This is a genomic window from Neobacillus sp. OS1-32, assembly GCF_030915425.1.
GTDB lineage: Bacteria > Bacillota > Bacilli > Bacillales > Cytobacillaceae > Neobacillus > Neobacillus paridis.
This window is the reverse complement of record NZ_CP133263.1, coordinates 3727282-3753851: the sequence shown is the minus strand read 5'-3', so window position 1 is coordinate 3753851 and position 26570 is coordinate 3727282. Positions and strand designations below refer to the sequence as shown.

Sequence of the window (26570 nt, the reverse complement as noted above, 5' to 3'; positions counted from 1 at the left end):
CCTTTTCACATGTTTTTTCTAAATAAATTTCACACTTCATAGAAGAAGATCACTAAAGGATTCCCCTCCATGATGGGCTTCATAAATTTTCGACAGATATTCCTTTTATCCGACCTACAGAAAATTGGGGGATTTTCCTTTGGACGGAAAAATTTACGTATAAAATGAGTTCGCAACGTATGATTTTAAGTGAATCTTGCTTTATCCCATTCTAAATTCGATGCCAAAGCTACTTTCAGGATAATTCCATTTTTTAATCACTTTTCCTTTGCTTAATACACGACATGTGCCACATTCCAAACAGCCTGCATAGTCAAAAGTCAATGCACCGCTCTTGTCAAATTTGTACAGGCCCGCTGGACATGCTTTCACTAGTTTCAACATCTCTTGTTTATCTGGATAATCTTTGTCAATTTCAATATGAGCGTTTTCCTCATCGACAAAAAACTTGTTTACAGCTAGCTTTGCTTCCACCGTCATTTCGTTCATAATGCCTTAACCCCCTTATAGCCGTCTTTTAAGATGGTCAGGAGGCCGACTTTTTTCGCCGGCTTCATCGCTTTTGAAAGGATCTTTTCAGGTTCGCTGCCATCTACCATGAACATTTTTTCCATGATTTCATCAAGCATTTGTGGGTATTCATTGAAAATCCGGTAGTTTTGCATAAAGGTTGGAAATTTCTTATAGTGTTTTAGATCCTTCATCACAAAGCTATTTTCTAACTCCTGTTGATAGTGTGCTAATGAAGCTTGACTAAAATCATTTCTTTCTTTCGCTTTCAATATTGTTTCTGCAGCTAATTTTCCTGACTCGATAGCTAGATCCATTCCCCTCACCATGTAGCCAATGTTTATCACCAAATTGGCAGCGTCTCCAACAACGAGGACCCCATCTTTATATAATGTAGGTATCGTGCTGTAGCCCCCTTCAGGTACAAGATGGGCGGAATATTCCTCCAATTCCCCCCCTGCAATTAGCGGTTGAATGACTGGGTGCTTTTTGAAATCTTCCAGCAACTCTGGAATGCTCTTCTCAGATTTCCCTATGTCGCCTAAAGTTGCAACAATTCCTAAAGAAATACTGTCTTTATTTGTATATAAAAATCCGCCGCCAATATTTCCGCCACTGCAAGAACCAGCAAACAGCCAGGCAAGACCTTCATTTTCTTTTACGTTAAAGCGGTTGCAGATTGTCTTTTCATCCAGCCGGATGACTTCTTTTGCACCTACAGCAACTTCATGTGCATCTAATTCCTTCTTGAATCCTATTTTTTGGGCAAGTAAGGAGTTCACCCCATCAGCTAATATGACTGCATTAGCTCTCATTTCTTCCCCTGCAGCAAGGACTCCGTTCACTTTTCCATCTTCAATGATCAAATCATCAACACAGATTCCATAAACGAACATGGCTCCTTGATTCTCTGCCTCTTCTGCAAGCCAGCGGTCAAATTTACCTCTTAATACCACATAGGAGTCTTTGCCTTTTACTCCTAGCTTATTGCTACTATAATCAACAGTTGTGGCACTTTGGTCAGTCATCAGGCTGATTCTTTCTTTTGTCACTTTCCGTTCTACAGGGGCTACTTCAGCAAAATTCGGGATAATCCTTTCCAAACTGTGACTGTATAATCTTCCACCAGTCATGTTTTTGGCCCCGCTGTAATTTCCCCGTTCAATGACAACTACTTCCAAACCAGCTTTCGCCAAAATGTATCCGGCCACTGATCCAGCAAGACCGCCGCCAACAATAATGGCATCAAATTTGTCTTCGCTCATATTATCACCACTCAAGACTCCTTCTGTTTAATTGGTAATGTTCTCCGCTAGCAGAGGAAGAACTTTATATAAATCACCAACAATTCCAAAGTCCGCATATTGGAAAATCGGAGCGTTCTTGTCTTTATTGATGGCGATGATTGTTTTTGCACTGTTCACACCGACCATGTGCTGAATTTGGCCTGAAATTCCAATAGCGATATAGACGTCAGGTTTTATCATCGCTCCGGAAACCCCGATATAACGCCCCGTTTCCATCCATTTTTCGCCTTCTGCAATTGGCCGTGAGCAAGTCATTTCTGCACCGATTTTCTTTGCTAATTCCTTAGCCAGTTCCAAATCCTCTTCTTTGGCAAAGCCCCGACCTACACTCACAACCCGTTTAGCTATTCCAATATCTACGCTTGTCCCTTCTTTTTCTCGGGTTTCAAGTAAGGTTATTTTGCTTTTAACTGGTGCATCACCAACTGTTACGACTTCCCCTTGTGCCACAGAATCTGAAATAGGAAAAACTCCTGAACCTATCAATACAATGGCTTTTGCAGTTACTGGTTTTTCCGTCTTGATTGCAGTACCACCATAAGCCAGCCTCTTCACTAACAGGCCCTTTCCATCTTCAACTTGCAGCTCAATGGCATCTGGAACAACTCCAGCCTCTAAAATCACCCCAAGTCTTCCTGCCATGAGCCTTCCTTTTCTAGTACCTTTCATTAAAAGAAGATTCGCTTCCTCCTTCTTCACCAGCTCGGCGATGGCTTGGGTATAATCCTCAACCATAACATCTGCTGCTTTTTCTCCTAACCAATATACTTTTACTCCATATGCAGCTATTTTTTCTGCGTCTTCTTTTGTTCCTATGACAGCGGCATTAACTTCATTTCCAAGTATCCTCGCTCCTGAACAAAGCTCTTCATAAGCTTGGATCTCATCACTAAAAACGATGACCTTATTTAGTAAACTCATTTATCATTTCCCCTCCTGTTAAAGAGCCTTTTGAATCTTATCCAAAAATTGTTGTACTTGATCTTTGTCGTCTCCGTTGATAATTTCCCTCTTCCGTTCCACTTGCTCTGGTGCCAAAGTACTGACGGTTTTCACATGTTTTTGTAAATCTTCTACTTCTAAATCTTGCAGCTGCCATTTGTTAACCGGTTTTTTTCCGGCTCCTAAAATATCTTTCATAGTCGGCACCCGTGGCACATTAATATCAGTCGTAACAGAAATAACTGCTGGCAAAGAAATCTCCAAAACTTCAATTTCGTGATCCAAGGTGCGTTCAACGGTGATTTTATCCCCATTTTGTATAATTTTCCTTACTCCGTTAATGGTGGGAACTCCAAGAATTTCTCCCAACTGAGCTCCTACAAGCTGGGCATATAAATCAGAAGAGCCTTCACCACAAAGGACTAAATCATAGTGACCCATTTTGCTGATGCCTTTAGCCAAGATGTTTGCTGTAGCAAAGCTGTCTGCCTCAGATAAACCATCATCCTTCACAACAACCAGTTCATTGAGTCCCCTTGATAGGATCCCTTTCACTAATTTAGAATTATCTACACTGCTGCTCCCTGCTGTGAGTGCTGTAACTTTTCCTCCACTTACCTCTACTAACTGAGCACCAGCTTCTATGGCTTGCAAATCATATTGCCCAATTTTAAATTCTGCCCGATCAAAGGAAAGGGTTCTGTCAGACAATACAACAATATCCTGCTCTTCAGGAACGATTTTGCAACAAACGATAACGTCCATTTTCCCACTCCATTCTTGTATCTTTTTCTTCCCTTAGGGAACATTGAAGGAAGATAAGCAACTTTCTTCCGACCTTCACTTATATATAGAGCAATTTCGATGCCATGACCCCTTATAGACAAAAAACTGCCACAATTGTGGCAGTTTTTACTTAAAAGAGACTGATAAAGGTCAATTGGGCGGTAGGCATCATCGATTCTTTCCTATATCAAGTAATCCGGTTATTACTTAACTTGGAACAATGTGTTCAAAAAAAGTGTAACTCCTTTCGAAGTTACACTTTATAACACCTTATTATTCATTCTTTATTGCAAAAGTCTTCAACTCAATATGATATTTTTCAATTTTTCGATATAATGTATTTCTTGCCATTCCCAAATCTTTAGCAGCCTTCAAAATATTTCCACCCCATTTTTCCAATGCAAGGCAAATAGCATCTCTTTCGGAAATGGGATTTTCTCTGTCATTGCAAAATGTTCTTTTCTCTTTGACATGGATTTCATTTTTTATATAGTCAGGGAGGAGGTCAATGGTGATTGGTTCACCTTCTGATAAAATTAGCATTTTCTCAACAACATTTCTCAATTCCCTAACATTGCCGGGCCAATCATAGTTCATCAAGGCATTCGTTAATTCTTCAGAGAGTAATTGGTGGGTAATCCTTAACTGTTCTGATAAAATTCCATTGAAATATTCCGCTAATAAGGCAATATCACAGTCCCTTTCTTTTAGTAAGGGTAGACGGATGTCGATGACGCTTAAGCGATAGTATAAATCTGCACGGAATGTGCCTTCCTTAACCATTTGGGGAATGTCTCGATTTGTAGCGGCTATAATTCTCACATCTATAGGGATGCTCTTATTTGAACCGACACGGGTTATTGCCCTATCTTGAAGCACACGAAGGAGGGCAACTTGCATATCTAGAGGCATTTCACCAATTTCATCTAGGAACAACGTCCCCCCTTGGGCATATTCAAATTTTCCAATTGATCCACTTGCCTTGGCACCAGTAAAGGCTCCTCCCTCATAGCCAAAAAGTTCACTACTGAGCAAGTCTTTTGGAATGGCTCCGCAGTTCACAGCAATGAACTTCCCAGTTCTGCCACTCCGGCGGTGAATAGCTCTTGCTACAACTTCCTTCCCTGTTCCCGTTTCACCCAGCAATAATACATTTACATCAAATTTGGCCACTTTCCTTACCTTTAGATCTACTTCTTTCCACGCTTTGCTCTTACCAATATAATCGACGTTTTGTTCTTCATTTCTGAGGATCGGTTTGTTTTCCTTTTCCTTCTCCTTTATCTTCATTTCAAAACTTAACAGGATATGTTTAAGCCCGTTAGGCAAAGATATATGCCTTCTCATAACTATTGGCAAGGTTACCTCTTGAACACCACTTACTTTCTTAAATTGAAGAAGTTTCTCTTTGTCCAGTTCTAAATTATTATCAATCAAGAATCCCAGATCATCCTTATTGGTTAAATAATCTCCAAATGAGCGTTCTCCATAACCAATCTCATTGAAATCGGGAATAATATCTCTACCAGTTTTGTTAGCGAGTAGAATTCTTCCTTCTTCGTCCAAAACAATGATTCCTTCATCACTGCCATTTAATAACGTCTCAAATATATTAGCAGTAGAGAAAAGCGTCCTTTCTTGATTCCTCCCGTTTAATAGCAAGGAAATAATATTTGCTGCCTCAATGCAGCAATCAAGAGCTGAATCGGGCAAAGAAGAAAATGGATTTGTAATTGAAAGAACGCCAATAAATTTTTCATTCACAAAAACAGGGGAACTTACATTTGAATATCTTTGAGAAACAATACGATAATGTTCAAAACCGTCTGTCCGATATGGAATTTTCTCTTTAAATGAAATAGTAATTGCACCACTTCCAGTAATACCCTCATCCATATACGTTCCAACAGTCCTTGGATAGTTATCCAGGGGGGAGATAAATTCAAAAATGAAACCCTCGTAATCACAGAAAGAAACATTGCTATTAAAAATACTTGACAAGTACTCTAGCACTGGATGAGCCTTTTGCAAAAACAGACGGTTGTCTTCCCTCTTTTTCTTATACTCTTCTATCAGAGGCCTGGGGAAATCAGTTGACCAAGGGTCTGCACCCATTTGCCTGCATCTTATCCAGGAACGAGCGACCTCTGGTCGCAAATGGTCTTCCATCAAAAATCCTTTCCCTACAAATGCTTTCCAAGCCGTGAGAACTCTCTCCGAATTGTATTGCATGAAAATCAAACTCCTTTTTCTTTGACGGATGGACTCAGGAATAGTTCAATTAATCATTTTTCTCGTGCATCTAATGGGGGGTGAAAACGATTTCGTTTAATTTGTCCAGGAATCCCTAATACTTGACGGTACTTGGCGACTGTTCTCCTTGAGATATTTATTCCTTCTTTATTGAGGATCTCCGTAATGTCACAATCACTGAAAGGATGGAGTGTATCCTCCTTTTCAATAATCTCTCTAATTTTTATTTTTACTACCTCTGGCGAAAGATGCTCGTCTGAGTACTTCGAAACCGTAGAGGAGAAAAAATATCTTAATGGGAAGACACCCCACGGAGTTTGGATGTATTTCTCCTGAACTGCCCGGCTAATTGTTGATACATGTAAGCCAAGAAATTCCGCTGCCTCCTTCATCATAACTGGCTGTAGCCCTAACTTTCCATGTTCGAAAAAAGGTCTCTGGACATGAAGAAGGTACATAGCAATTTTTTTTAGGGTAGACTCGCGCATTTCCAAACTATTCATTATCATTTTTGCTTCATTATACTTTTTACGAATATAGTCCCTTTGACTTTCATTTACTGTAGTGTCATTCAAAATTTGCAAGTATTGTTTGTTAATAGATAAGTGATATTGACATTGTTCATTTAAGCCTATGGAGAAAGTGGAGTTTTCCCTGTTAATCACTACATCAGGGATAACATAGTTGACAATTTCCTCTTTATAAAATTCGCTCCCTGGTCTGGGATTTAGTGCTTGAATGTAGTCTAATACTTTCTGGACTTCATCTTTTTTCATTCCATATTTTCTTGATAATTTCATGATTTTCCGATCCGCTAATTCCTCTAGATCGTTTTCAATCATGGCAACAATTTTTTTAAAATTGGGGATGGTCTGGTCAATTTGTAACACAATGCATTCAGCAATACTTCTTGCACCTACACCTTTGGGATAAAAAGTGTGAATAATATTTAGAATTTCCTCCCCGGCGGATACACTAAGGCCCTGATAATAACACAACTCCCGCAAATCCCCTACAAAATAACCGTCTTCATTAATATTTTCAATGATTTCCTCACCTAGTCGTTCTTGCTCTTCAGTTAAATGATAATTTAATAATTGCAATCTCAAAAATCCATGCAATGTCTCACTTTCTGGAACATTGCTACCAAACAACGCCCCTTCAGCCAAGGCATCCATTAAATCCTTTTTCCTTTGGGAGTAATTTAATCTTACAGCCGAGTCATCTACTATTTCTTGAGCTGAAACCTCTATATCCTTCCTCTCATAATCAAGTTCGATTACGGGATTTTCCATCATAACGCCATCTATGAATTCACTGAGTGCTGTAATTGGAAGAGCTAAAACTTGTAGGCTTTGAATTGCTTTTGATGAAATTTTTTGCTGCTGCTTAAATGCAATTATTTGTCTGCCCATTCTATCACCTCCTCACTGTGGGGCAGGTACCTGTCGGAACATGGTACCGACCTAACTACTATTTAAAAAAGGAATATCCTTTACCAAATGAAGTAAATTGATTTTTCGACATCATATCTAATACCATAAAATGTTTTTCCTATATCTTAGTACTATTACCTCTATTTAATCATTGTAGTAGAAATCTTACTTTTCAATAAGATTACAAATTTCAAAGTACTAATATTGTCAAAAAATATACATATAATATTCACATCTTCCGAACAGAAATTTCACCAAAAATCCCCTTTTTAGCTATTATTTGAATCCTACGGTCGTTAAGTAGCTTTTTTCATTCCCTACTATAATCTTAAAAGGAATGGCTCACTAGCTCGTGTTTTCTTTTTAAAAATGATAAATTTAAAATGGCTATAAACTATTTATTGAGGTGAATAATAAATGGAATGGACGATTCGTTCTTCACATAAGGAAAAAATAAACCGCTATACGGTAACGATCGACCAGGTGGTAGTCCCCAATGGAGAGGAAAAAACCTTTGCCTATTTAGATTTTGCCAAAGGAGTTTGTATTCTCCCGATTACCGAGGACGCGGAAATCATTTGCCTGAAACAATACCGTCACGCTTTAAAAAGCTGGCAGTGGGAATTGCCGGCCGGCGCGATTGACAAGGCGGACCCGACTCCGCTGGACACAGCAAAAAGGGAACTTGCGGAAGAAACGGGCTATCAGGCCGAACATTGGCTTGAATTAGGCAGCTTCTACCCGTCACCTGGATCCACTTCTGAAGAAATTTTCTTATTTGCCGCTGCCGGCTTAATTCCTACTGAACAAAAACTGGAAAGCAGCGAGCAAATCGAATTACATAAACTGACCATGGAAGAACTAAAAACGTTAATTAAAATTGGCGAATTCAAGCATGGTGCAGGCCTCGCGGCGGTTTTACGATACAAATTCATTACTGATTAACAGACACCGTATTCTTGAAAAAACAAGGGCTTGGCAAATTTCCCCGCCTAGTAAAAAGAAATCGCATTCTTTATACTGGGGCAAGGTAAAAGAGAAAAGGCTGCAAATAAGTCATAATGAACAAAAAACGATATTTACAAAAAGTAACTGCTTCCAACCGGATAAATTTTCTGCTTGGAAACAGTTTCTTTTGATAAATCATAATTCAATCATTCTCAAACCGTTAAAACAGTGCCAGTTTTACCTGCTAGAGCAGCTGGTGCATGTTCCAGGGAAGTAATCATTGCCTGGCCACTTGGACATGCCTCTAAATAGGATAAACATGCCTCTATTTTAGGAAGCATGCTGCCTTTAGCAAACTGCCCTTCCATAATATAATCCTTTGCTTCTTTTAAACTTATAAAACTCAACCCTTTTTGATTAGGGCTGTTGAAATTAATGTACACTTGGTCTACTGCAGTTAAAATTAAAAACAAATCAGCATGGACATCTATCGCCACCTTAGCAGTTGAACGATCCTTATCGATTACAGCTGCAACTCCATGATAACCATTTTCGTCCTCTATTACCGGAATTCCCCCACCACCTACTGTAATAACAATCTCACCTTTTGAAGCTAGCTCTTTTATTAAGTCCATTTCGACAATTTTTCTGGGCAATGGGCTTGGAACTACGCGCCGATACCCGCGTCCTGCATCTTCAACAAATTTAAAACCTTTTTCTTGTGCCAGTTTTTCTGCTTGCTCTCTACTATAAAATATTCCTACTGGCTTAGAAGGTTTTTTGAATGCTTGATCTCCCTCATCAACCACTACTTGAGTCACCAATGTACATACAGTGCGGTTAATGTGTTGGGCTGCCAATTCATTCTGAATGGCTTGTTGAAGATGATAACCAATATAAGCCTGACTCATCGCTCCACATTCGGGAAAAGGCATAGGAGGGATCATGTTATCGCTAAGACTTGCAACATCAAAAGCAAGATTGATCATTCCTACTTGTGGACCGTTTCCATGACCGATAATAATATCGAAATCTTCTTTTGCAAAGCTGGCAATCGTTTTAGCTGTTTCTTTTACTAATTTCAATTGTTCCTGAGGACTATTGCCAAGCGCATTTCCTCCTAAAGCAATTACTAGTTTTTGTCGCGGCATTGTTATTCTCCCCTTCCCAAATCATCATTTATTTTAAAAATAAAAGTAATTCTGCTTAAAAGCGGTTAAAAAAAAGGGCCCAATATTAAGGCTTTGGACACCCCAAAAGATTCATTTTTATAAGTACCGCATCCTTTTGTGAACTCCGTTTACATACATCTGTCCTTAACCGGCATACTTTTTAATTGACAATGAACCATTTTTGCAATTTACACAACATCTTTTTAAACACACAGTTTACCATTTAATTCACCAGTTTAAATACTTTGTCCCTTTCTCCCTTTAGATAGTGAACAATATTTTCACATGAAAGCTCTTGAAGAGACTCCAGTGATGTTGTTGAATAAAACGAAGCATGTGGTGTAATAATCACATTTTCGCGATGTGCCAGTGGATGATTCTTCAAATCAGGTGTTTCATTTGTCAGAATATCAAGACCGGCGCTGCGAACTTTTCCCGTGTTTAATGCTTCTACGAGGGCATCTTCGTCTACACTTAAGCCACGCCCCATATTAATAAAAATTGGCTGTTTTTCCATCAATTCAAACGCTCTATGATCAAAAAAGTGGACATTTGTGTTATTTAAATTCATGTGATTACAAATAATGTCAGCTTGTTTATATATTTCTTCAGCTGATACAAGTTCAACATCTAATTCGTGAGCTAATGACTTATCAACATAAGGGTCATAGGCAATAACTCTCTGGCATAAAGGTTTTACTTTCTTTGCAACACAGCGCCCTATTTTTCCAAACCCGAAAATACCAACCGTTTGTTTTTCCATTCTAGGAGTTGGGTCGAAACTAGCAAAATCCCAACGGGCAAGTTCATCAATATCTTTAATATAATGTTTTAATCCTTTGTTAAGGGCAAACATGAAGGCTAACGTTCCTTCAGCAACATCCTGAGTACAATATTCTCCTACAGGACTGACCCCTATTCCTCTGTTGGTTGCCTCTTGTAAATCTACCACATCATATCCCGTTGAGTTTAATGAGACGATTTTCAAATTGGCGGCATGTTCGAATGCCTCTTTATCTATTTTGATAAATGCCGTCAATAATGCATCAGCATCTTTTAATCGGTCATAAAATTCGTCTCTTTTGGCGTCATGATATGGATATACTTCGATTTCAATTTCATTCCCTAATCCTTTTTTTAGTACTTCTTTTTCCAAATCGTGAGTAGGCATCATCGATTCGGGATAGTCACTTATAAGGATTTTCATTTTGCTCACCTTAACCTTTCTACGCCCGTTTTAGTGGGAATGTTAAACAGTGAGGGCCTCCGCCACCATGTAAAACTTGAACAAATGGAACCTCGATAACCTCCACTCCTGCCTCTTTCATCTTATTATTTATCGTTCGATTATTTTCAATCGCAATGACCTTATTGTTTCCTAAAGCTTGGACATTACAGCCATGTCTGAAAACTTCTTCTGAAGGTACATCAATAATGGTAAAACCACGACGTTTCACCATTTGTAGGAAATTATATGGCAGTTCCCTTGTCGCTGCTAAACAAACATCCTCTGTAACAATATTAAATACCATATCCAAATGCAGATTTGCTGGAGGAACGGGAACTCCCACTACGGTGTAACCGTATTTTGACAATTGATCTCGTAAGTTTGCTACACCGGCTTCATCCGTACGATCGACAAGTCCAAAAGCGATGGTATGCTCATCCAACATCCAAATGTCTCCACCTTCAAAGCAGCCAGCATTTACACGGGCAATAACAGGAATCCCAAGTTCTTTTAATTTTGCTTCATAAACTTCTGTTTCCCTTTGACGTGCGGGATGACGGAAATGTCCGATAATCGCGCCTTCTTTTACCATTCCTCCGAAGTCTCTTGCAAAAGTCATTACTTCTAGTTGTGGATCTGGTTCCAGTTCGACAACTTCAACGCCATTATCTCTGTAGGCCTGTAGTAAATACTCCCATTCATGAACCATGACGTCATTTTTCTCGGCGTCTCCTTTTTCCATCCAGCTTTTTGTAATCTCATTGATGGCATTAAACTTATAATACTTAGGTGAGCAAACAAGAACCTTTTCTAATTTGTTTGTAGCATTTTTCACATAAAATTGTTCCGACATTTTGAAATCCCTTCCTTTTATTACAAATTTAATAGTATAAGATGGAGGTCTCGAGCGAACCACAACTTGTTATATTTGGCGAGTTTTTAATGAGACCTTCAATCGATACTTAGCGGGTTTAATTTCTATCTATCAGACTAGTAAAGCGCCTACATATAGGAACACAGCACTTAAAGCGATGACCCCAACAACAAACTTCCAGGAATATTTAACCCAGGTCGTATAGCTGACATGAGATAGCTGGCATCCTGTCATCACAACGATGGATGTAGGAGCAATCATCTTGGCTATTCCAAGAGCAGCAGCATAAGCAGTGATCACCAGGTCCTCAGGCAAATTGGCAAACCGGGACAAAGAAGCCATAATCGACATAGTTGCTGCAGCCAATCCGGTTGAACTCGGTATCAGTGCTGCTAAAGGAAGATAGAATAACAGGCTTACGACTGCAAAAATTTCAGGAGACAAGCTGCCTAACGATGTTTCTCCCAAGTGCAAAATCGTTGGAGTAATTAAACCGTTATTCATCACAACTTGGATCCCACGGGCTAATGGGATAATGAGAGCTGTACCTACTAAATTTCCTGCTCCTTTTAGAATAACATCGATTATTTCTCCGGATTTCATATGCATGGCAACACCACAAAAATAAGTGATAACCAATATTAACATGGAAAGCTCGTTAAAATACCATTGACCAAATGGAACCATATCAGTACCAAGGATTTTCCCGATTACTGGTATTCCAATCAACCAGTTATTAAGACTGATAAAAAAGGTCCAATGGGAGTTAAGCGAATCCCAAGGGATTAAGGCAATAATCATGATGACAAATAATCCGATAAAAAGTGTTAGAACTCTCTTTTGCTCCTTCGTCATGGCGACATTTTCCTCTTCAGCCAAAGGAAACTCTTTTAAATCTTCTGCTCTTCGAAAAAATTGTGGTGATAACTGCGGGTTTTTCTGAACTTTATCTGCGTATTTGCAAATAAAGATAATGGTAACTGATAAAAATACAATAAGCATGATCACCCTCATGAATAATCCTTCACCAGGGCTAATTCCTGCAATTTCTGAAGCTACACCGACTGAGAATGGGTTAATCGTTGATGCCAAACATCCAACTTGAGTACCCAAAACGACAATAGCGACTGAAACTACCGGGTCCAAGCCAATACCAAGAATGACCGGCATGATCATTAACATGTAGACAAAGCCTTCTTCGTATGCCCCTTCTACTGTTCCCAAAATGCCCATAATAATGACTAAAATAGCAATTAACTTATGCATATTATGTTTATTTTTTAAAGTAATATTTTTCAAGGCAATTTTTATGGCTCCCGAGCGATCCATCATCTCTAGTAAGCTGCCAAATAGCATGACAAATAGCGAGATTCCAATCGCACCGGTAATACCTTCGCCCCCGATCATGCCAATGATCGGTGACATGAGGATTTGCCATAGACCCTGTGGGTTTGAATCAACCTGTTTATAGGTACCTGCTACAGCTTGTCCAGCTTTATTTACTTCGTATTGTCCACCAGGAATAATCCATGTCAAAATTGCGATAAAAACAATGATGAGAAACAGTGTGACATACACATTCGGCGATTTGAAGGCTTTTTTCTTTTTCTTTTCTACAACACCTTCTTTTCCCATCTTTCTCAAGCCCCTTTCCAATTTAAATGGAACTGTTTTTCTTTTACTTTTTAGACACGCGGAATATAAAGATTACCTAATGTGGCAGCCATTATGGCTTTAATGGTATGCATCCGATTCTCAGCTTGTTGGAATTGACGACCATTTTTTGAGTAAAAAACTTCATCCGTCATCTCCATTTCTGCAACACCATATTTCCCAAAAATTTCCCGTCCAATCGTCGTATCTGTATTATGGAATGCAGGCAGACAGTGGAGTAAGATATAATCGTCATTTCCAACATGTTCTAATAATTCTTTATTTACTTGATATGGTGTTAAGAGTTTAACCCTCGCTTCAAATTGGCCCTCTTCGCCCATAGCTGCCCAAACATTGGTGTAAATAGCATCTGCCCCTCTTACAGCAGCTTTTACATCAGAGGTGATTTCAATGACTGCGCCACTCTTTTCGGCGAAATGTTTTGCAGCATCAATGATTTCAACTTCTGGGAATAACTCTTTAGGTGTGGCAATTGTGACATTGACACCTAGGATCGCGCCGGTAATTAATAAACTATTAGCGACGTTATTTCGACCAGTACCGCTATAAACAAGTTTAAGTCCTTCCAGTTTTCCGAACTCTTCTTTCATTGTCATAAAATCAGCAAGCATTTGAGTTGGATGTTCCTTATCTGTTAAGCCATTCCAAACTGGCACTCCTGAATGTTCAACCAGTTCTTCTACAACTGATTGTTTGAAACCACGGAATTCGATGCCATCAAACATGGATCCTAGGACAATGGCCGTGTCCCTTACAGTTTCTTTTTTTCCTAATTGGATGTCACTTTTCCCCAAGAATTCTGGATGAGCGCCTAAATCAATAGCAGCTACCGTAAAGGCAGCACGTGTACGTGTGGATGTTTTTTCAAACAATAGGCAAATATTTTTCCCTTCCAGATACCGGTGTGGGACCCCTTTCTTTTTCATTTCTTTTAAATGCTCGGCAAATTCAATGAGATACATTAACTCCTCCTTACTGTAATCCTTCGTTGACAATAAACTGCGGCCTTGAAATACTGATTTCATTTTTCTGTCCCCTCTCAAATCTGTTGCTGTGGTGTTTACAATCGCATTATAAGGCGGACTGAATACCTGTTTAAATTAGGCAAAGGTACAAAACACATAGTGAATTATTGTATCTTCTCACATAGCAAACTTGCAGAGAAAGCGTTTTAATAGAGGTATATTAGTAGTATAAAAAGATACAAAATAGATTTACAAAAAGCCGAGATCTGAAAGCATAACGGAACATATAATTTTGATTTTTTTGTACTTCCGATTGGCCTGCTCCCAAAAACAGGAGGACAGGAACAACGAATGTGAGTCCGACGGAAAATTTTTAAAACCAATGAGAAGGAGGGAAGAGCCGTGCTAACAAAAATAGTATTAGGATTGATATTTATTTTGATTGTCTTTTTCACTGTTATTTTTTTAAGGGATATTTCCCAGGCGAGGGCGGCAAACCTGTTGGAAAAGGAAACTAGCTTTTGGAAAATGGGCATTGTCGGTTTTATCGCTTTATTCTTGGATTCATTAGGGATTGGCAGTTTTAACACCATTACACCTATGGTCAAAAACTTTAAATTAACAAAGGATAAAACACTCCCGGGGACATTGATGGTTTCGACTACGATTGGCGGTGCAGTGGAGGCATTCATTTTTGTCACAGCCATTAAAGTCGACCCGACAACATTAATCGTTACAACCATAATGGCATCTTTAGGAGGATTTATTGGCGCAGGGATTATTTCTAAACTGCCAGAAAAGTTCATTCAACTGGCAATGGGGACCGCATTAGCCGTTGTCGCGGCACTCATTCTTCTTGGTCAACTAAAATTAATGCCTGCTGGCGGGGAAGCTATTGGCTTATCAGGAGTGAACCTTATCATTGCTGGTGCTGTCGTGTTTGTTTTAGGGGCTTTGATGAATATTGGGATCGGCTTTTTTGCCCCATGTATGGCGCTTGTTTATGCAATGGGGATGAGCCCTGCGGCAGCATTTCCCATTATGATGGCGGCCTGTGCATTCCTTCAGCCAACTGCCAGTCTCAAGTTTATCAGAGAAGGCACTTATGATAGAAAAGCCTCGCTAGCCATTACGATTTTCGGTGTCATCGGCGCCTTAATCGCTTGCCTTATCGTGAAGTCGATTCCACTAGCCGCTTTAAAATGGATCATCTTAGTAGTTGTACTTTATACTTCGTTGAAAATGTTCAAATCCTATGCAGTGAACAAACACGGTGAAAACTCTACGGTAGCCTAACAAAGTAAATCTATTATTCTATAAGTGCCAGGAAGATTAACCATTGATTTTCTGATTAGATATTCTAAAATTTAATTGAAACACCACATAAAGAGTTTGGATTCAAATTTTAAAAAATAAATACTCTAACGAAATTTGTGAAATATCTCACGTGGGTATTTCAAAATTAAAAAGAAATATTATGTAAAAATGAGTGGTTTTCATGATGAATCTAACAATCGAAGATTTAATGGTTTTAAAAGAATTTAGTAATGCCTATTTGCTTTCAGGTAAAAATGCTTTAACAAAAAAAGTAACTAGCATCACCATTATGGATATACCAACTATCGATGAATGGATCAAACCAAATGAATTATTAATCGTAGGAACTTTTTTTGAAAATACCGTTGATGCAGAATTTATGATAAGGCTAAATGAAAAAAATTGTTCTGGCATCATTACCAAGGAAAAATTCACAAAACATATTTCCGAGGATTTTATTAAATTAGCTAATGAGCTAAACTTTCCAATCATTGTTGTTTCGGATGTTTTTAGCTGGAGCGAGCTAATGACACCGATAACGCAAGCAATCATTAAACTGCAACAACAATTACTTTTGGAGTCTGACCATTTTCAGAGTGCCTTAATTAACTCTGTTCTCATGAACCACTCATTTGAGAACATGTGTACAAGCATTGCACCAGCGATTCATCATTCGATTGCCATTATTGACGAACATAATGAAATTGTTGACGCATCATCTGACTTTGACTGGACAAATGCATTAAGGCAGTTTTCCATCAATAAAAATTCCAGTACTGTTATCGGTTTTGATTTTCAGGATCATCCGATCATGGGATATGTCTATACGCCCAAAAAAAAGAGGGATGCAAATGAATACCAACTGGTCGTTTATCCTATACAGCATAAAAATAAAACAATATCCAATATTTTAATCAAAATCGATGAGAACACTACTTTATTAGAAAAAAGTCTAATCTTAAAAATTCAAAGTTTTGCCCAAATACTCGTATTGAAATATATGATCTATAGCGATATCTATCAAGCAAATCTTTATTATCATGATTTAATACTTGATGAAATCTTAAATCTTACACATTTAACCAGTACACAAAAAATTAAATTTGAACTTACCATTGGCCATCTAATTGAAAATAATTACTACATCAGTATTTTTCAATTGCCAAGCCAAAACAACAAAACAATTCGGCTGGTAGAACAGGAACAAGATATTACAGAGTTTCTGAAAATGAATTATGAAAACTACTCCAAAATTATTGTCTTTATTAAAGATGAGAAATTAATTATTTTTCTGGGGGAATCAATCGACAATCCGGAAAAAGCGATAGAAAAACTACTTAGCCTTTTTCAATATTATTTTTCCTGTAACGACATTTACGCAGGTATTAGCCAATTACAAAGGTTCGAAAAATCATATGTTGGAATGAAAGAAGCAAAACAGGCGCTCAATACCTTAACAAAGATTCATTCTCCGAAAAATTATCAATTTTATACGGAATTAGGCTTTTTACGGCTCCTTACCGATAAAAAGGGGGATATTGATAATATTTATTTCGAAGAATTATTACATTCTTTTATTTACCCTATTATCGATTACGATACCAAAAATAATACACAGCTTTTGGACACATTGAAAGTATTGTTTAAAAACAATCTTTCCAACAAAAAAACAAGTGATGAACTTTACATTCATAAAAATACACTTCGCGCCCGAATGAAGCGAATTGAAGATATTTTATCGATTGACACCACTAATAATGATGACATGCTTAATATGCAGATTGCCTTAAAAATTTATGAATCAATCAATTAAGATAGATTATGCGATTTGAAAGAAACTCCACGGAAAACGAATAACGATATTTTCAACAAGAAACTGTTTCCAGATGTAAAAATTCCCTATTTGGAAACAGTTTCTTTTGATAAATCATGATCCAAAAGCCGACGCTAGTAATTCCTGCCTATTTGCAAAAAAGTTTCGTTATGATAATATTTAGTGATACGAAGTATTTTAATGAAAGAAGTGTTATTCCTTGAATCAACAGAAGAGTGCTAGACGGAATCTGTTGATCATGTGGTTTGCCAACTTCTTTGTCGGCGGCAGCATGACGATGATTCTGCCTTTTATCTCATTATATATAGAGTCGTTTGGTAACTTTTCAGAAAAATATGTCCAGCATTGGGCGGGAATTACTTTCAGTATTACCTTTGTCTCGGCTTTTCTCTTTTCACCGATTTGGGGAAGAATTGGTGACCGTTACGGCCGGAAAAAAATCCTGATTTACTCCGGATTAGGACTGGGGACTTCCATTTTTCTCATGGGCTTTGTCGATTCCGTTATGCAACTATTTATTCTCAGGTTTTTTATGGGCTTTTTCTCAGGGTTTATTTCAATGTCGCAGGCCTTCATTTCCACGCAAACGCCAAGAAAAATTGCCGGTCGTGTCTTGGGGACGCTGCAAACAGGAAGCATCACTGGCTCTTTACTTGGTCCGATGCTCGGAGGCTTAATGGCTGATTCGTTAGGGTTTGCGATGACATTTAGATGGACATCGATTGCGATTTACATCTCTGTCCTGCTGGTTTTCTTTACGAGGGAATACCGCATGGATGTAAATGAAGGAAGCAAAGCACTCTATTCCAGCAAAGAAGTGTTACAACACATTGTCAAAAATCCCGTTTTCTTAACGGTACTGCTGCTGTCTGCGCTGGAGCAAATTGCTCATTACAGCGTGCAGCCAATTTTGTCCTTGTTTGTCAGCGATTTGCATGGAAAAGCCAATGTTGCTTTTTATTCCGGGATTGCCTTTTCCGCGGCAGGGCTGGGGAACTTATTCATGGCGAGAAAATGGGGAGGAATCGCCGACAAGTATGGCTATACTAAAATTCTGGTGATTCTTCTCATCGCAGCCGGTGTAGTCTACATGCCGGGAGCAGCCGTCAATCATTTTTGGCAGCTTGTCGTCATTCGGTTTGTGCTTGGTGTCCTAATCGGCGGCGTTGTCCCGACTAGGATTGCTTATATCCGTCAGGAAGCCCCGATTGAGATGCAGGGAGAGGTTCTCGGCTATAATACCAGCCTACGATTTTTTGGAAATATCGTCGGTCCGATGCTCGGCGGCTTCATCTCCGGCTTCTACGGATTTTCCGCCGTCTTCATCAGCACCAGTACATTATTAATTGTGAGCGGATTGATCTTATATGCAGCCTCTCATCGGAGTCCGAAGTTGGCCAAACATACAGCACAGTAGGCGTTATCATTGAATGTTCAAACAGATTAATTTAAGGCCCGAAGCGTTCGGGCCTTTTTTGTATAACTACCTTGCTATTTTACAAAAATATTCCAATGTCAGGTTTTAACATTCCACATCGTTTTATACGCCAGTTTCCAGGCAAAATAGGTGATCAAGAGCAAAAGTATGAGATATCCCCATACCCCAAATGGAACTAAGGTTGCGGCAAAATGAATCCCGACAAACATCGCAATTCCCAGAGTGGCAAGAAGAATCTTAATACCGCCGCTTTGTTGGGCATCCGCAAACGATTCGGAAAACGGCAGGCTGTCTTTTAAGAATACGGAAAAAATAACCGTAAAGAGGATCGAAGAAACAAACACTACCAAAAGGTCCGGGACCACTCTCCACCCAAAGATGGCGATAAAGATCACGCTCAGGACAAGATACACCGGTAAAAACAGATTGACGATAAACACTTTTAACACCGCACTGAATAAAGGTGCTAGACTAGTCAGCGGTGCCGTTTGGTAGATCCAGGCTCCTTTATATTTTCCCGAGTATTTCAGCATCGCCACCGCACTCGGGATCATCAGGCACGCCATATAAATCGCCAAATACCATTTACTCGCAACTAAAGAAGCATAGGAATTCATGCGAATTTCGTTAAAGATAAACACGAATGGAAAAACAAGTGACAGACCTAAGGCTGGGTAAACCTTTAAGCGAAACTCCCTTTCATTCCGCATCATATGATCGGCAAAGCGGAAAAACACCCTTTCCTCATGACTGCGGCAGACGATCCCGGCCAGCCAATTTTTCCAACGGTTATCTTTGCGTTTCCCTTCCCCGCTTTGACTTGCCAGCTTTTGCAGATTTCGCTCAAAGGAAGGTAACATCCTACTGTAAATCATCATCATGAAAATCGGTATAACCAAGGCCAATAAGGAAAAGCCTACCAGGTAGCCGCTTGAATCGTGATTCAAAAACAGTTCAAACGGCGCTCCAAACCATATAGGCGGAATGAGGTAATGCCACCAGCTGGGGGTAAAGGTAATACTTAGATCGACAAACTCAAACGCCCGTGCCAAAATCTGATAGCCGATGGCAATGGTGATTGACAGGCCAATTTGCACATAATTGATGATATCTTTTAGCTTTTCCCCGTCAAAGTACCGTAAGATGAGAAAATAGATAATCGCCGTTAACACAACAATGAATAAGTCGACGAAAACCAGCCCCACCAGTGTCAAAAGTAAATACAACAATCCATGTTTGATCGTCCCGGCAATGATGGGAGCACCGGCGATGGCCGCGGTCAGGAAAAATAAATAGATCGAAATATGGACCGTTTTGGCGGCACTGATCGTTTTTTTATCAATCGGCTTTGTCTGCAGGATCGTCTTATCTTTAAGATCGAGCAGCACATTGGAAAAATCGGAAATCATCGAGGTCATCACCAAAAACATGACGATGCCGAAGAAAATACTCATTTGATAAAGATAATTGTCAAAGAACAGCATAATCGGAATGATAAATAGGCTCAATAAGACATACATCCCCAATGATTTGAGAAAACCGTTTTCTTCCGGCTTATTCTTTTTCTTCGCCTGCTGCTGATTAAAAATGGTCGGTGTTCGGCGCCCATCCATCGTTAATTTGACCGCGAGAATTTTTCGCATAACGGGATAATCAACGCCAAGCCGCTCGAAAAGACCTTTACATAAATCTAAAATTTGTAATGTTCGAAAGTCCTTCATCGCTTACACCCCTTGGACAATCGCGACAAATTCCTCAGCAAGTGCCTTATGCTCATTAAAACCGGTCAGCTGATTAAAGATTTGCTCCAATGTCCCCTCATGATTTTGCTGCTTTAACTCATCGAAGCTGCCATCGGCAACAATGTTTCCATCGTTAATAAGGATGATCCGGTTGCTGATTTTTTCGACGACATCCATAATATGGGATGAGTAGAAAATCGTTTTCCCTTGTGCCGCAAGGACGGCGAGAATTTCTTTGAACACCATGACACTGTTGGCATCGAGACCGCTCAATGGCTCATCCAAGAATAACAAATCCGGGTTATGTATTAAACTGGAAATAATCAGCACCTTTTGCCGCATCCCTTTGGAATAAGAGGCAATCCTTGCGTGGTACACTTCCTCCAAACCAAAAACTTTCATCAGCTGCTGCGCTTTTTGATCGGCCGTCTGAAAGTCCAGCCCATATAGTTCCCCGACAAAGGTCAAATACTCCCGCGCTGTCAAATTATCGTAGAGTTCGGCGACTTCCGGGACATAGCCAATTTTTCGTTTATAATCAACGCTTTGTTCGGTAACTTCTTCACCGAAAATTTCCACCTTCCCGGAGTAGTCGCCTTCAAGCCCAAGAATAATCTTGATCGTCGTGCTTTTGCCGGCACCATTCGGACCAATATAGCCGATAATTTGCCCGCGCTGGACCGTTAAATCAATTCCTTTTAATACCTGTTTGCTTCCATAATCCTTTTTTAGACCCTTTAGACACAATGCAATTTCTTGATTTTGTTCGATCACAATCACCTTCTCTCTCGAAGTTAATTCCATTTTAGCATAATTTTCCTCTGGCTTTTTTAAGATTTTGGAATTTTTACGAACAGTTATGAGGACAGCTCGCGGAGAAAATCTGCCTCACTTGTCCTCATCATGAGGTGAATACAAGTTCTGTCATTCATTGAAAAAAAATAAAAGCGCTAGGATTTCTAGTTTAGTAGAAAACCCCAGCGCTTATTAATAAATTATGCCAGTTGCAGCATTTCTTTCATATCTTCTTGGGCAGTGCCAATGAGTTTTAAATTGAAAGCATCTTGCAGAACCTGCAATACCCCTTCAGAGATAAATTCCGGGGCTTTTGGTCCAATTCGGATATCCTGAATGCCCAAACTGAACAAGCCTAAAAGAATAGCAACTGCTTTTTGCTCAAACCAGGATAACACGATGCTGACCGGAAGTTCATTGATCTCACATTCAAATGCTTCGGCTAGAGCCTTAGCGATTTTAACTGTGGAGACGGAATTATTGCACTGTCCTAAATCAATATATCGTGGAATTTCAGTTCCCGGTACAACACCGTAATCCACATCGTTAAAGCGGAATTTACCGCATGATGTTGTTAAGATAACCGTTTCCGGCGGTAAGGAAGTAGCAAGCTCACGATAGTATTCCCCGCCTTTCCCAGGGGCATCACAGCCGGCAATCACAAAGAAACGTTTGATTTTTCCCGTTTTCACAGCATCGATCACTTCAGGAGCTAAGCCTAAAACCGTTTCGTGGTGGAATCCTGTCAATAAGGTTTCGTCTGAATCAATAGCTGCCTCAGGTAATTCCAACGCTTTTTCAATCAATGGCGAGAAGTCGTCATTGACGATTTTTGGACATTCTCAAGCCCGGCTACTTCATAGGAAAACATCCGATCGGCATAGGAGCCTTTAATCGGCATTACACAGTTCGTCGTCGCCAAAATGGCCCCTGGGAATTTTTCAAACAGGCGGCGCTGGTCATACCATGCTTTGCCGATATTGCCCTTTAAATGAGAATATTTCTTTAATGCCGGATAACCATGGGCCGGAAGCATTTCCGAGTGAGTGTAAATATTGATACCCTTTCCTTCTGTCTGCCTCAATAATTCTTCTAAGGCAAACAGATTATGTCCGGTAACGACAATACAATGACCTTCAATTTTATTTTGGCTGACACGAATCGGTTCCGGGATGCCCAAGCGCTTCGTATGGGCTTCATCAAGCATTTCCATGACGCGCACGGCTGATTGTCCGACCTTCATCGCCATGTCAATATGTTCCTGGACATTAAAGTTTGAGTTCGTCAGCGTCATATAAAGGGCCTCATGGGTTACCGTATCAACGAATGGGTCGGTAAATCCTAATTGGTTGGCATGCGTGCGATAAGCTGCAATCCCTTTTAACCCAAAAATAATCGTGTCTTGGAGGCTGGCAATCGTTTCATCCTTTCCACACACGCCGAGAACTTTGCAGCCGCCTGCAGGAGTTTGTTCGCATTGATGACAAAACATCATTCATCACTCACTTTCTCTTATTTATGTATCGTAAATAGGATAGGAAAAAGATCACTCCCTTGTTGTGATGCAAATCACACTAATTCTAGTTGTTAAAAAATGTTCAAAAAATTATGGTCAATCTTTTGACCAGAAAGATCAAAATATGACCCCCCAGCCAAAAAAATCATTTGAAATCCTCACCATTTAACCGCAAAATAAAGGTAGGGATGTTATAAAATACCAACAACTTAAATGTCCACCCCATGTGGACAATACCGCCAACATGTCCACTTATGTTGTCTGACAGGGAGGGAATAAGTTGTATTTTATTTTTTCATATTTGATTGGTTGTGTAATGTTTGGTTATTGGGTAATGAGGTTGGTTTATCGGGAGGATATTCGTTCGGTTGGAAGCGGGAATGTGGGGGCACGGAATGGGGGGCGTCTGCGGGGGGCGTCTGCGTTTGCGGCAATTTTTCTCGGAGATGCCCTGAAAGGTGCTTCCGTTATTCTCCTCGGGCGCTATCTCAACTATGCCGAACCTCTGCTGCTGCTCGGTCTTGGGTTTGCAATTATTGGCCACATCAAACCGATTACGTTGAAATTCAAAGGCGACAAAGGCGTTTCGACCTTTATCGGCGGGATGCTCGCCCTTGAGCCGTGGCTTGCTTTCGTCATTATCATTAGCTTTCTCGTCCTCTACCCATTCACCAAAAGCTTTACCTTATCAGGTTTGGGGGCATTTCTCGCCACCCCTGCAACCATCATGATAAAAAGCGGAAATTGGCTAAGTTGCGTTATTTCATTATCCTTGTGCTGTTTTGGAAAAATTGCTTGATCTGCTGGAGATGGTCGTGGTGTCAAACACTGATCGTGGACAGCTGGAACTTAAGTCAGTGCAATAAGCGTGGGGACGCTTCTCTGGCTTCATTCATCCACAAACTGAAGCAGAAGATACGTCCCCTTCTTTTATCTTACAAATTCTCAACCTTACTTACAAAACTTAGAAATTGAGTGATTCCCCTCTGCAACTTGCATTCTTTTTTTACAAAATCCTAGCATAATTTAACAAAACTCCTGGGCAATTTTTCAAAATCTCAATTCAATTATACAAAACTTGGAATTAAATGGTTTAACTCTGCAACTTGCATTCTTTTTTTACAAAATCCTAGCATAATTTAACAAAACCCCTGGGCAATTTTTCAAAATCTCAATTCAATTATACAAAACTTGGAATTAAATGGTGCAACTCTGCAAATCGTGGTCCTTATTTCAAAATCCTAGCCCATTTTTACGAATTTCTTTTTTCCCTCGTTAAAATAAGGAAAAGCAGTTTTTTACCTTTACAAATTGTCTTTCCATAATTTATCAAGCCATACGCATTATAAAACAACGCTTACGATGACAGCTGATAAGACACTTACCAATGTCGCACCATATAACAGTTTTAAACCAAATTTGGCGACCACATTTCCTTTTTTCTCGTTAAGACTCTTAACAGCACCGGCAATAATCCCGATCGAAGAGAAGTTGGCAAACGAGACGAGGAAGACGGAGATAATCCCCAATGTCCGCGGGCTTAATGTGTTCGCCACTTTGTCCAGGTCCATCATCGCGACAAACTCATTTGTCACCAGCTTGGTGGCCATAATCCCACCCGCTTTTACCACTTCCGAAAGAGGAACGCCCATCATGAGGGCAATTGGGGCAAAAATATAGCCTAAAATTTCTTGGAAAGAAATGCCGAAAATCATCTCAAAAATATTATTAATCGCCGCCATCAAGGCAACGAAGCCTATTAACATCGCACCGACAATCACGGCAACTTTAAAACCGTCCAAAATGTATTCTCCTAACATTTCAAAAAAGCTTTGTTTTTCCAAATCCTGAATTTCCAAAAGGTCCTCTTCTGGTTTTACCGTATAAGGGTTAATAATCGAGGCAATGATAAATCCGCCAAATAAGTTGAGCACTAGCGCCGTGACGACATATCTTGGTTCAATCATTGTCATATACGCCCCGACAATCGACATCGAAACCGTGGACATGGCCGAAGCACAAAGAGTGTACAAACGATTAGCCGGCAGTAAGCCAAGCTGTTTTTTCACGGTGATAAACACTTCAGATTGACCAATCATCGCGGATGCCACAGCATTGTATGATTCCAATTTCCCCATGCCGTTCACTTTGCTAAGCAGGATGCCAATGACCTTCATAATCAACGGGAGAAGTTTCAGGTACTGGAAGATTCCAATTAACACGGAAATAAACACAATTGGCAACAGGACGTTCAGGAAGAATGGAGATTCTCCTTTATTGGCAATGCCGCCGAACACGAATGATACCCCGGCGCCAGCATATTCCAATAGTTTACCGAAAGCGCCAGCAAACACCTTGATTAATTCCAAACCGGCCGTTGTATTTAATAATAAAGCAGATAATATCAATTGAATAATGATCATAGTAATAATTGGCTTGATCCGGATATTTTTTCGATTATTACTGACGATGTAAGCTAAGCCAAAAACAACCAGTAAACCAATGATGGCAATGATGTATTTCATGTTGTTGTCCTCCAAAGATGTAAAAATATCTGATGCTGTTGCCTTTCTTCCGCTAGGTGTAAAAAATTTATCCTGCTTTAACGGGCAGGAAGACCTCATGATGATTACGTTTTCATTTACTGCTAAAATTATCCCCAATTTTATCTGTTACTATTTACTAAGGCTTCGCTTTTAACAAAGCGGGCCTGCCTCATTTTTTGACCAGTTCGATGCTGTCTTCCGCTGACAAAACATTTCCGACCTTGAGGCCTTTTTAAAAACAGCGGATTCAGATGGCAAAGGTCCGTTAAATTATTTTTCAAAAACTTCAGTCTTTTATATTGCGGAGTTTTCAGAATGATGGTACTTTTTATAATATATAAAAATGAAGTGTATACTTCATTATTCGTAATAAATGAATGACAAGCTTCATTATTTTTTTAGAAAAGGTGTTGATCATGACCGACTTTCAGCGAAGCATCAAAGAGAAGTTTCCAGAGTTTTCCAAAAGTCAAAAGAAAATTGCTAAGTTCCTGCTGGATGAGCCCCACCAGTTCGCGATCAAGTCAGCGGATCAAATTGGCAAGGAAGTTGGCGTGAGCGAAACAACTGTCATCCGTTTTTGTTATTCCTTGGACTATAACGGATTTTCGGAATTGCAAAAGAAGGTTCGCGAAGCATTGCTGATGCAAAAAAGCAGCTTGGACCAATATTATTCGAACAAGCTTGAACTGTTGAACGAACCGCATTTTTTTGCACATGTGATGGAGCAAGATTGCCAAAACATCAAACGAACGGCAGCACAAATGAATGAAAAGGATGTCCAGCAAGCCGTTGACCATCTTATTTTCGGCGAACAAATTCTGATTTCCGGTTTGCGTTCATCGTTTGCTGCAGCTCATTGGTTGTCTTTCACATTAGGGCTGATGCGGGAAAATGTTTTCTTATATAAATCAGATACTGACGGACTGGGGGCTGCGTTGGATCGGTTAAATGCAGACTCCGTCTTGGTAGCAATATCATTCCACCGCTATCTCAGAGAAACTATTAATATGGCCAAACTTGCCAAACAGCGGGGAGCGACGGTCATTGGGATTACCGATTCACCATTGGCGCCGATCCATAAATTTGCCGATGTGTTGCTGACCATCGCCCCCTCCGGCAAGTCAACCCTTGATACAACACCGTCACTGTTCTCATTGTTAAACGCCATCGTGGCGAAAGTATCCGTCCAAGACAAACAACGGTTTGAAAACCGAAAACAACAATACGAATCACTGGACATCAGGCATCTGTTCTACGAGGAATAGGTTACAGCAGAGACTTCCA

At 39.8% G+C, this 26570-nt stretch carries 20 protein-coding genes and 1 pseudogene; 6 read left to right on the top strand and 15 right to left on the bottom strand.

Annotated features, from left to right (window positions below; translation table 11 throughout):
• Positions 1 to 201 precede the first annotated feature (201 nt).
• From RCG24_RS18525 to rpoN, 6 genes are all read right to left on the bottom strand, one after another.
• Entirely contained in the window at positions 202 to 489 is a 288-nt protein-coding gene (locus RCG24_RS18525) for a ferredoxin family protein (RefSeq protein WP_308077707.1), read from the bottom strand.
• Positions 486 to 1775: an FAD-dependent oxidoreductase gene (locus RCG24_RS18520; protein WP_308077706.1), complete on the bottom strand. Its 1290-nt coding sequence runs from the start codon at positions 1773 to 1775 to the stop codon at positions 486 to 488. The genes RCG24_RS18525 and RCG24_RS18520 overlap by 4 nt, the downstream gene beginning before the upstream one ends.
• Before the next feature lie 27 nt (positions 1776 to 1802).
• Positions 1803 to 2738, bottom strand: coding sequence for an electron transfer flavoprotein subunit alpha/FixB family protein (locus RCG24_RS18515; RefSeq protein WP_308077705.1), 936 nt, complete (start codon positions 2736 to 2738; stop codon positions 1803 to 1805).
• 18 nt (positions 2739 to 2756) lie between these two features.
• Complete coding sequence (locus RCG24_RS18510) at positions 2757 to 3524, bottom strand: electron transfer flavoprotein (protein ID WP_308077704.1); 768 nt, start codon at positions 3522 to 3524, stop codon at positions 2757 to 2759.
• Between the two features lie 294 nt (positions 3525 to 3818).
• On the bottom strand, positions 3819 to 5777 hold the full coding sequence (locus tag RCG24_RS18505; protein WP_308077703.1) for a sigma-54-dependent Fis family transcriptional regulator: 1959 nt from the start codon (positions 5775 to 5777) through the stop codon (positions 3819 to 3821).
• A 53-nt stretch (positions 5778 to 5830) separates the two neighbouring features.
• Positions 5831 to 7213 (bottom strand): RNA polymerase factor sigma-54, encoded by a 1383-nt coding sequence (gene rpoN / locus RCG24_RS18500; RefSeq protein WP_308077702.1) that lies wholly within the window; start codon positions 7211 to 7213, stop codon positions 5831 to 5833.
• A gap of 438 nt (positions 7214 to 7651) precedes the next feature.
• Here rpoN and RCG24_RS18495 point away from each other — a divergent pair, with 438 nt between their 5' ends.
• Entirely contained in the window at positions 7652 to 8179 is a 528-nt protein-coding gene (locus tag RCG24_RS18495) for an NUDIX hydrolase (RefSeq protein ID WP_308077701.1), read from the top strand.
• Positions 8180 to 8394: 215 nt separating this feature from the next.
• On the opposite strand, the gene arcC is transcribed toward RCG24_RS18495, so the two are convergent.
• From arcC to argF, 5 genes are all read right to left on the bottom strand, one after another.
• Positions 8395 to 9333, bottom strand: coding sequence for a carbamate kinase (arcC, locus tag RCG24_RS18490; RefSeq protein WP_308077700.1), 939 nt, complete (start codon positions 9331 to 9333; stop codon positions 8395 to 8397).
• Positions 9334 to 9577: 244 nt separating this feature from the next.
• Positions 9578 to 10510 carry an NAD(P)-dependent oxidoreductase gene (locus tag RCG24_RS18485; protein WP_308077699.1) on the bottom strand — a complete coding sequence of 311 codons (933 nt, stop codon included), beginning with the start codon at positions 10508 to 10510 and terminating at the stop codon, positions 9578 to 9580.
• A 70-nt stretch (positions 10511 to 10580) separates the two neighbouring features.
• The gene (locus tag RCG24_RS18480) at positions 10581 to 11435 is read right to left on the bottom strand and encodes a dimethylarginine dimethylaminohydrolase family protein (RefSeq protein ID WP_308077698.1); all 855 of its coding nucleotides are present in this window, start codon (positions 11433 to 11435) and stop codon (positions 10581 to 10583) included.
• Positions 11436 to 11567: 132 nt separating this feature from the next.
• Complete coding sequence (locus RCG24_RS18475; protein ID WP_308077697.1) at positions 11568 to 13091, bottom strand: YfcC family protein; 1524 nt, start codon at positions 13089 to 13091, stop codon at positions 11568 to 11570.
• Between the two features lie 50 nt (positions 13092 to 13141).
• The gene (gene argF, locus RCG24_RS18470) at positions 13142 to 14155 is read right to left on the bottom strand and encodes an ornithine carbamoyltransferase (protein WP_308077696.1); all 1014 of its coding nucleotides are present in this window, start codon (positions 14153 to 14155) and stop codon (positions 13142 to 13144) included.
• Between the two features lie 342 nt (positions 14156 to 14497).
• Here argF and RCG24_RS18465 point away from each other — a divergent pair, with 342 nt between their 5' ends.
• From RCG24_RS18465 to RCG24_RS18455, 3 genes are all read left to right on the top strand, one after another.
• Positions 14498 to 15391, top strand: coding sequence for a sulfite exporter TauE/SafE family protein (locus tag RCG24_RS18465; RefSeq protein ID WP_202655948.1), 894 nt, complete (start codon positions 14498 to 14500; stop codon positions 15389 to 15391).
• A 202-nt stretch (positions 15392 to 15593) separates the two neighbouring features.
• Positions 15594 to 17225: a PucR family transcriptional regulator gene (locus RCG24_RS18460; protein ID WP_202655949.1), complete on the top strand. Its 1632-nt coding sequence runs from the start codon at positions 15594 to 15596 to the stop codon at positions 17223 to 17225.
• 220 nt (positions 17226 to 17445) lie between these two features.
• Positions 17446 to 18663, top strand: a complete 1218-nt coding sequence (locus RCG24_RS18455) for an MFS transporter (protein ID WP_308077695.1) — start codon at positions 17446 to 17448, stop codon at positions 18661 to 18663.
• A gap of 98 nt (positions 18664 to 18761) precedes the next feature.
• Here the strand turns inward: RCG24_RS18455 and RCG24_RS18450 are convergent, their stop codons facing one another.
• The 3 genes and pseudogenes from RCG24_RS18450 to hcp form a co-directional block, all read right to left on the bottom strand.
• A complete protein-coding gene (locus RCG24_RS18450) occupies positions 18762 to 20405 on the bottom strand; it encodes a hypothetical protein (RefSeq protein ID WP_308077694.1) in 1644 nt (547 codons plus the stop codon).
• 3 nt (positions 20406 to 20408) lie between these two features.
• Positions 20409 to 21230 carry an ABC transporter ATP-binding protein gene (locus RCG24_RS18445; protein WP_202655952.1) on the bottom strand — a complete coding sequence of 274 codons (822 nt, stop codon included), beginning with the start codon at positions 21228 to 21230 and terminating at the stop codon, positions 20409 to 20411.
• Between the two features lie 191 nt (positions 21231 to 21421).
• A pseudogene (hcp, locus tag RCG24_RS18440) lies at positions 21422 to 22713 on the bottom strand (hydroxylamine reductase).
• 304 nt (positions 22714 to 23017) lie between these two features.
• Here hcp and RCG24_RS18435 point away from each other — a divergent pair.
• Positions 23018 to 23536: a glycerol-3-phosphate acyltransferase gene (locus RCG24_RS18435; protein ID WP_308077693.1), complete on the top strand. Its 519-nt coding sequence runs from the start codon at positions 23018 to 23020 to the stop codon at positions 23534 to 23536.
• A 544-nt stretch (positions 23537 to 24080) separates the two neighbouring features.
• Here RCG24_RS18435 and RCG24_RS18430 read toward each other — a convergent pair.
• Entirely contained in the window at positions 24081 to 25262 is a 1182-nt protein-coding gene (locus tag RCG24_RS18430; RefSeq protein ID WP_308077692.1) for a NupC/NupG family nucleoside CNT transporter, read from the bottom strand.
• Positions 25263 to 25699: 437 nt separating this feature from the next.
• Here RCG24_RS18430 and RCG24_RS18425 point away from each other — a divergent pair, with 437 nt between their 5' ends.
• Positions 25700 to 26551 carry a MurR/RpiR family transcriptional regulator gene (locus tag RCG24_RS18425; protein ID WP_202655955.1) on the top strand — a complete coding sequence of 284 codons (852 nt, stop codon included), beginning with the start codon at positions 25700 to 25702 and terminating at the stop codon, positions 26549 to 26551.
• The last annotated feature ends 19 nt before the right edge of the window (positions 26552 to 26570 follow it).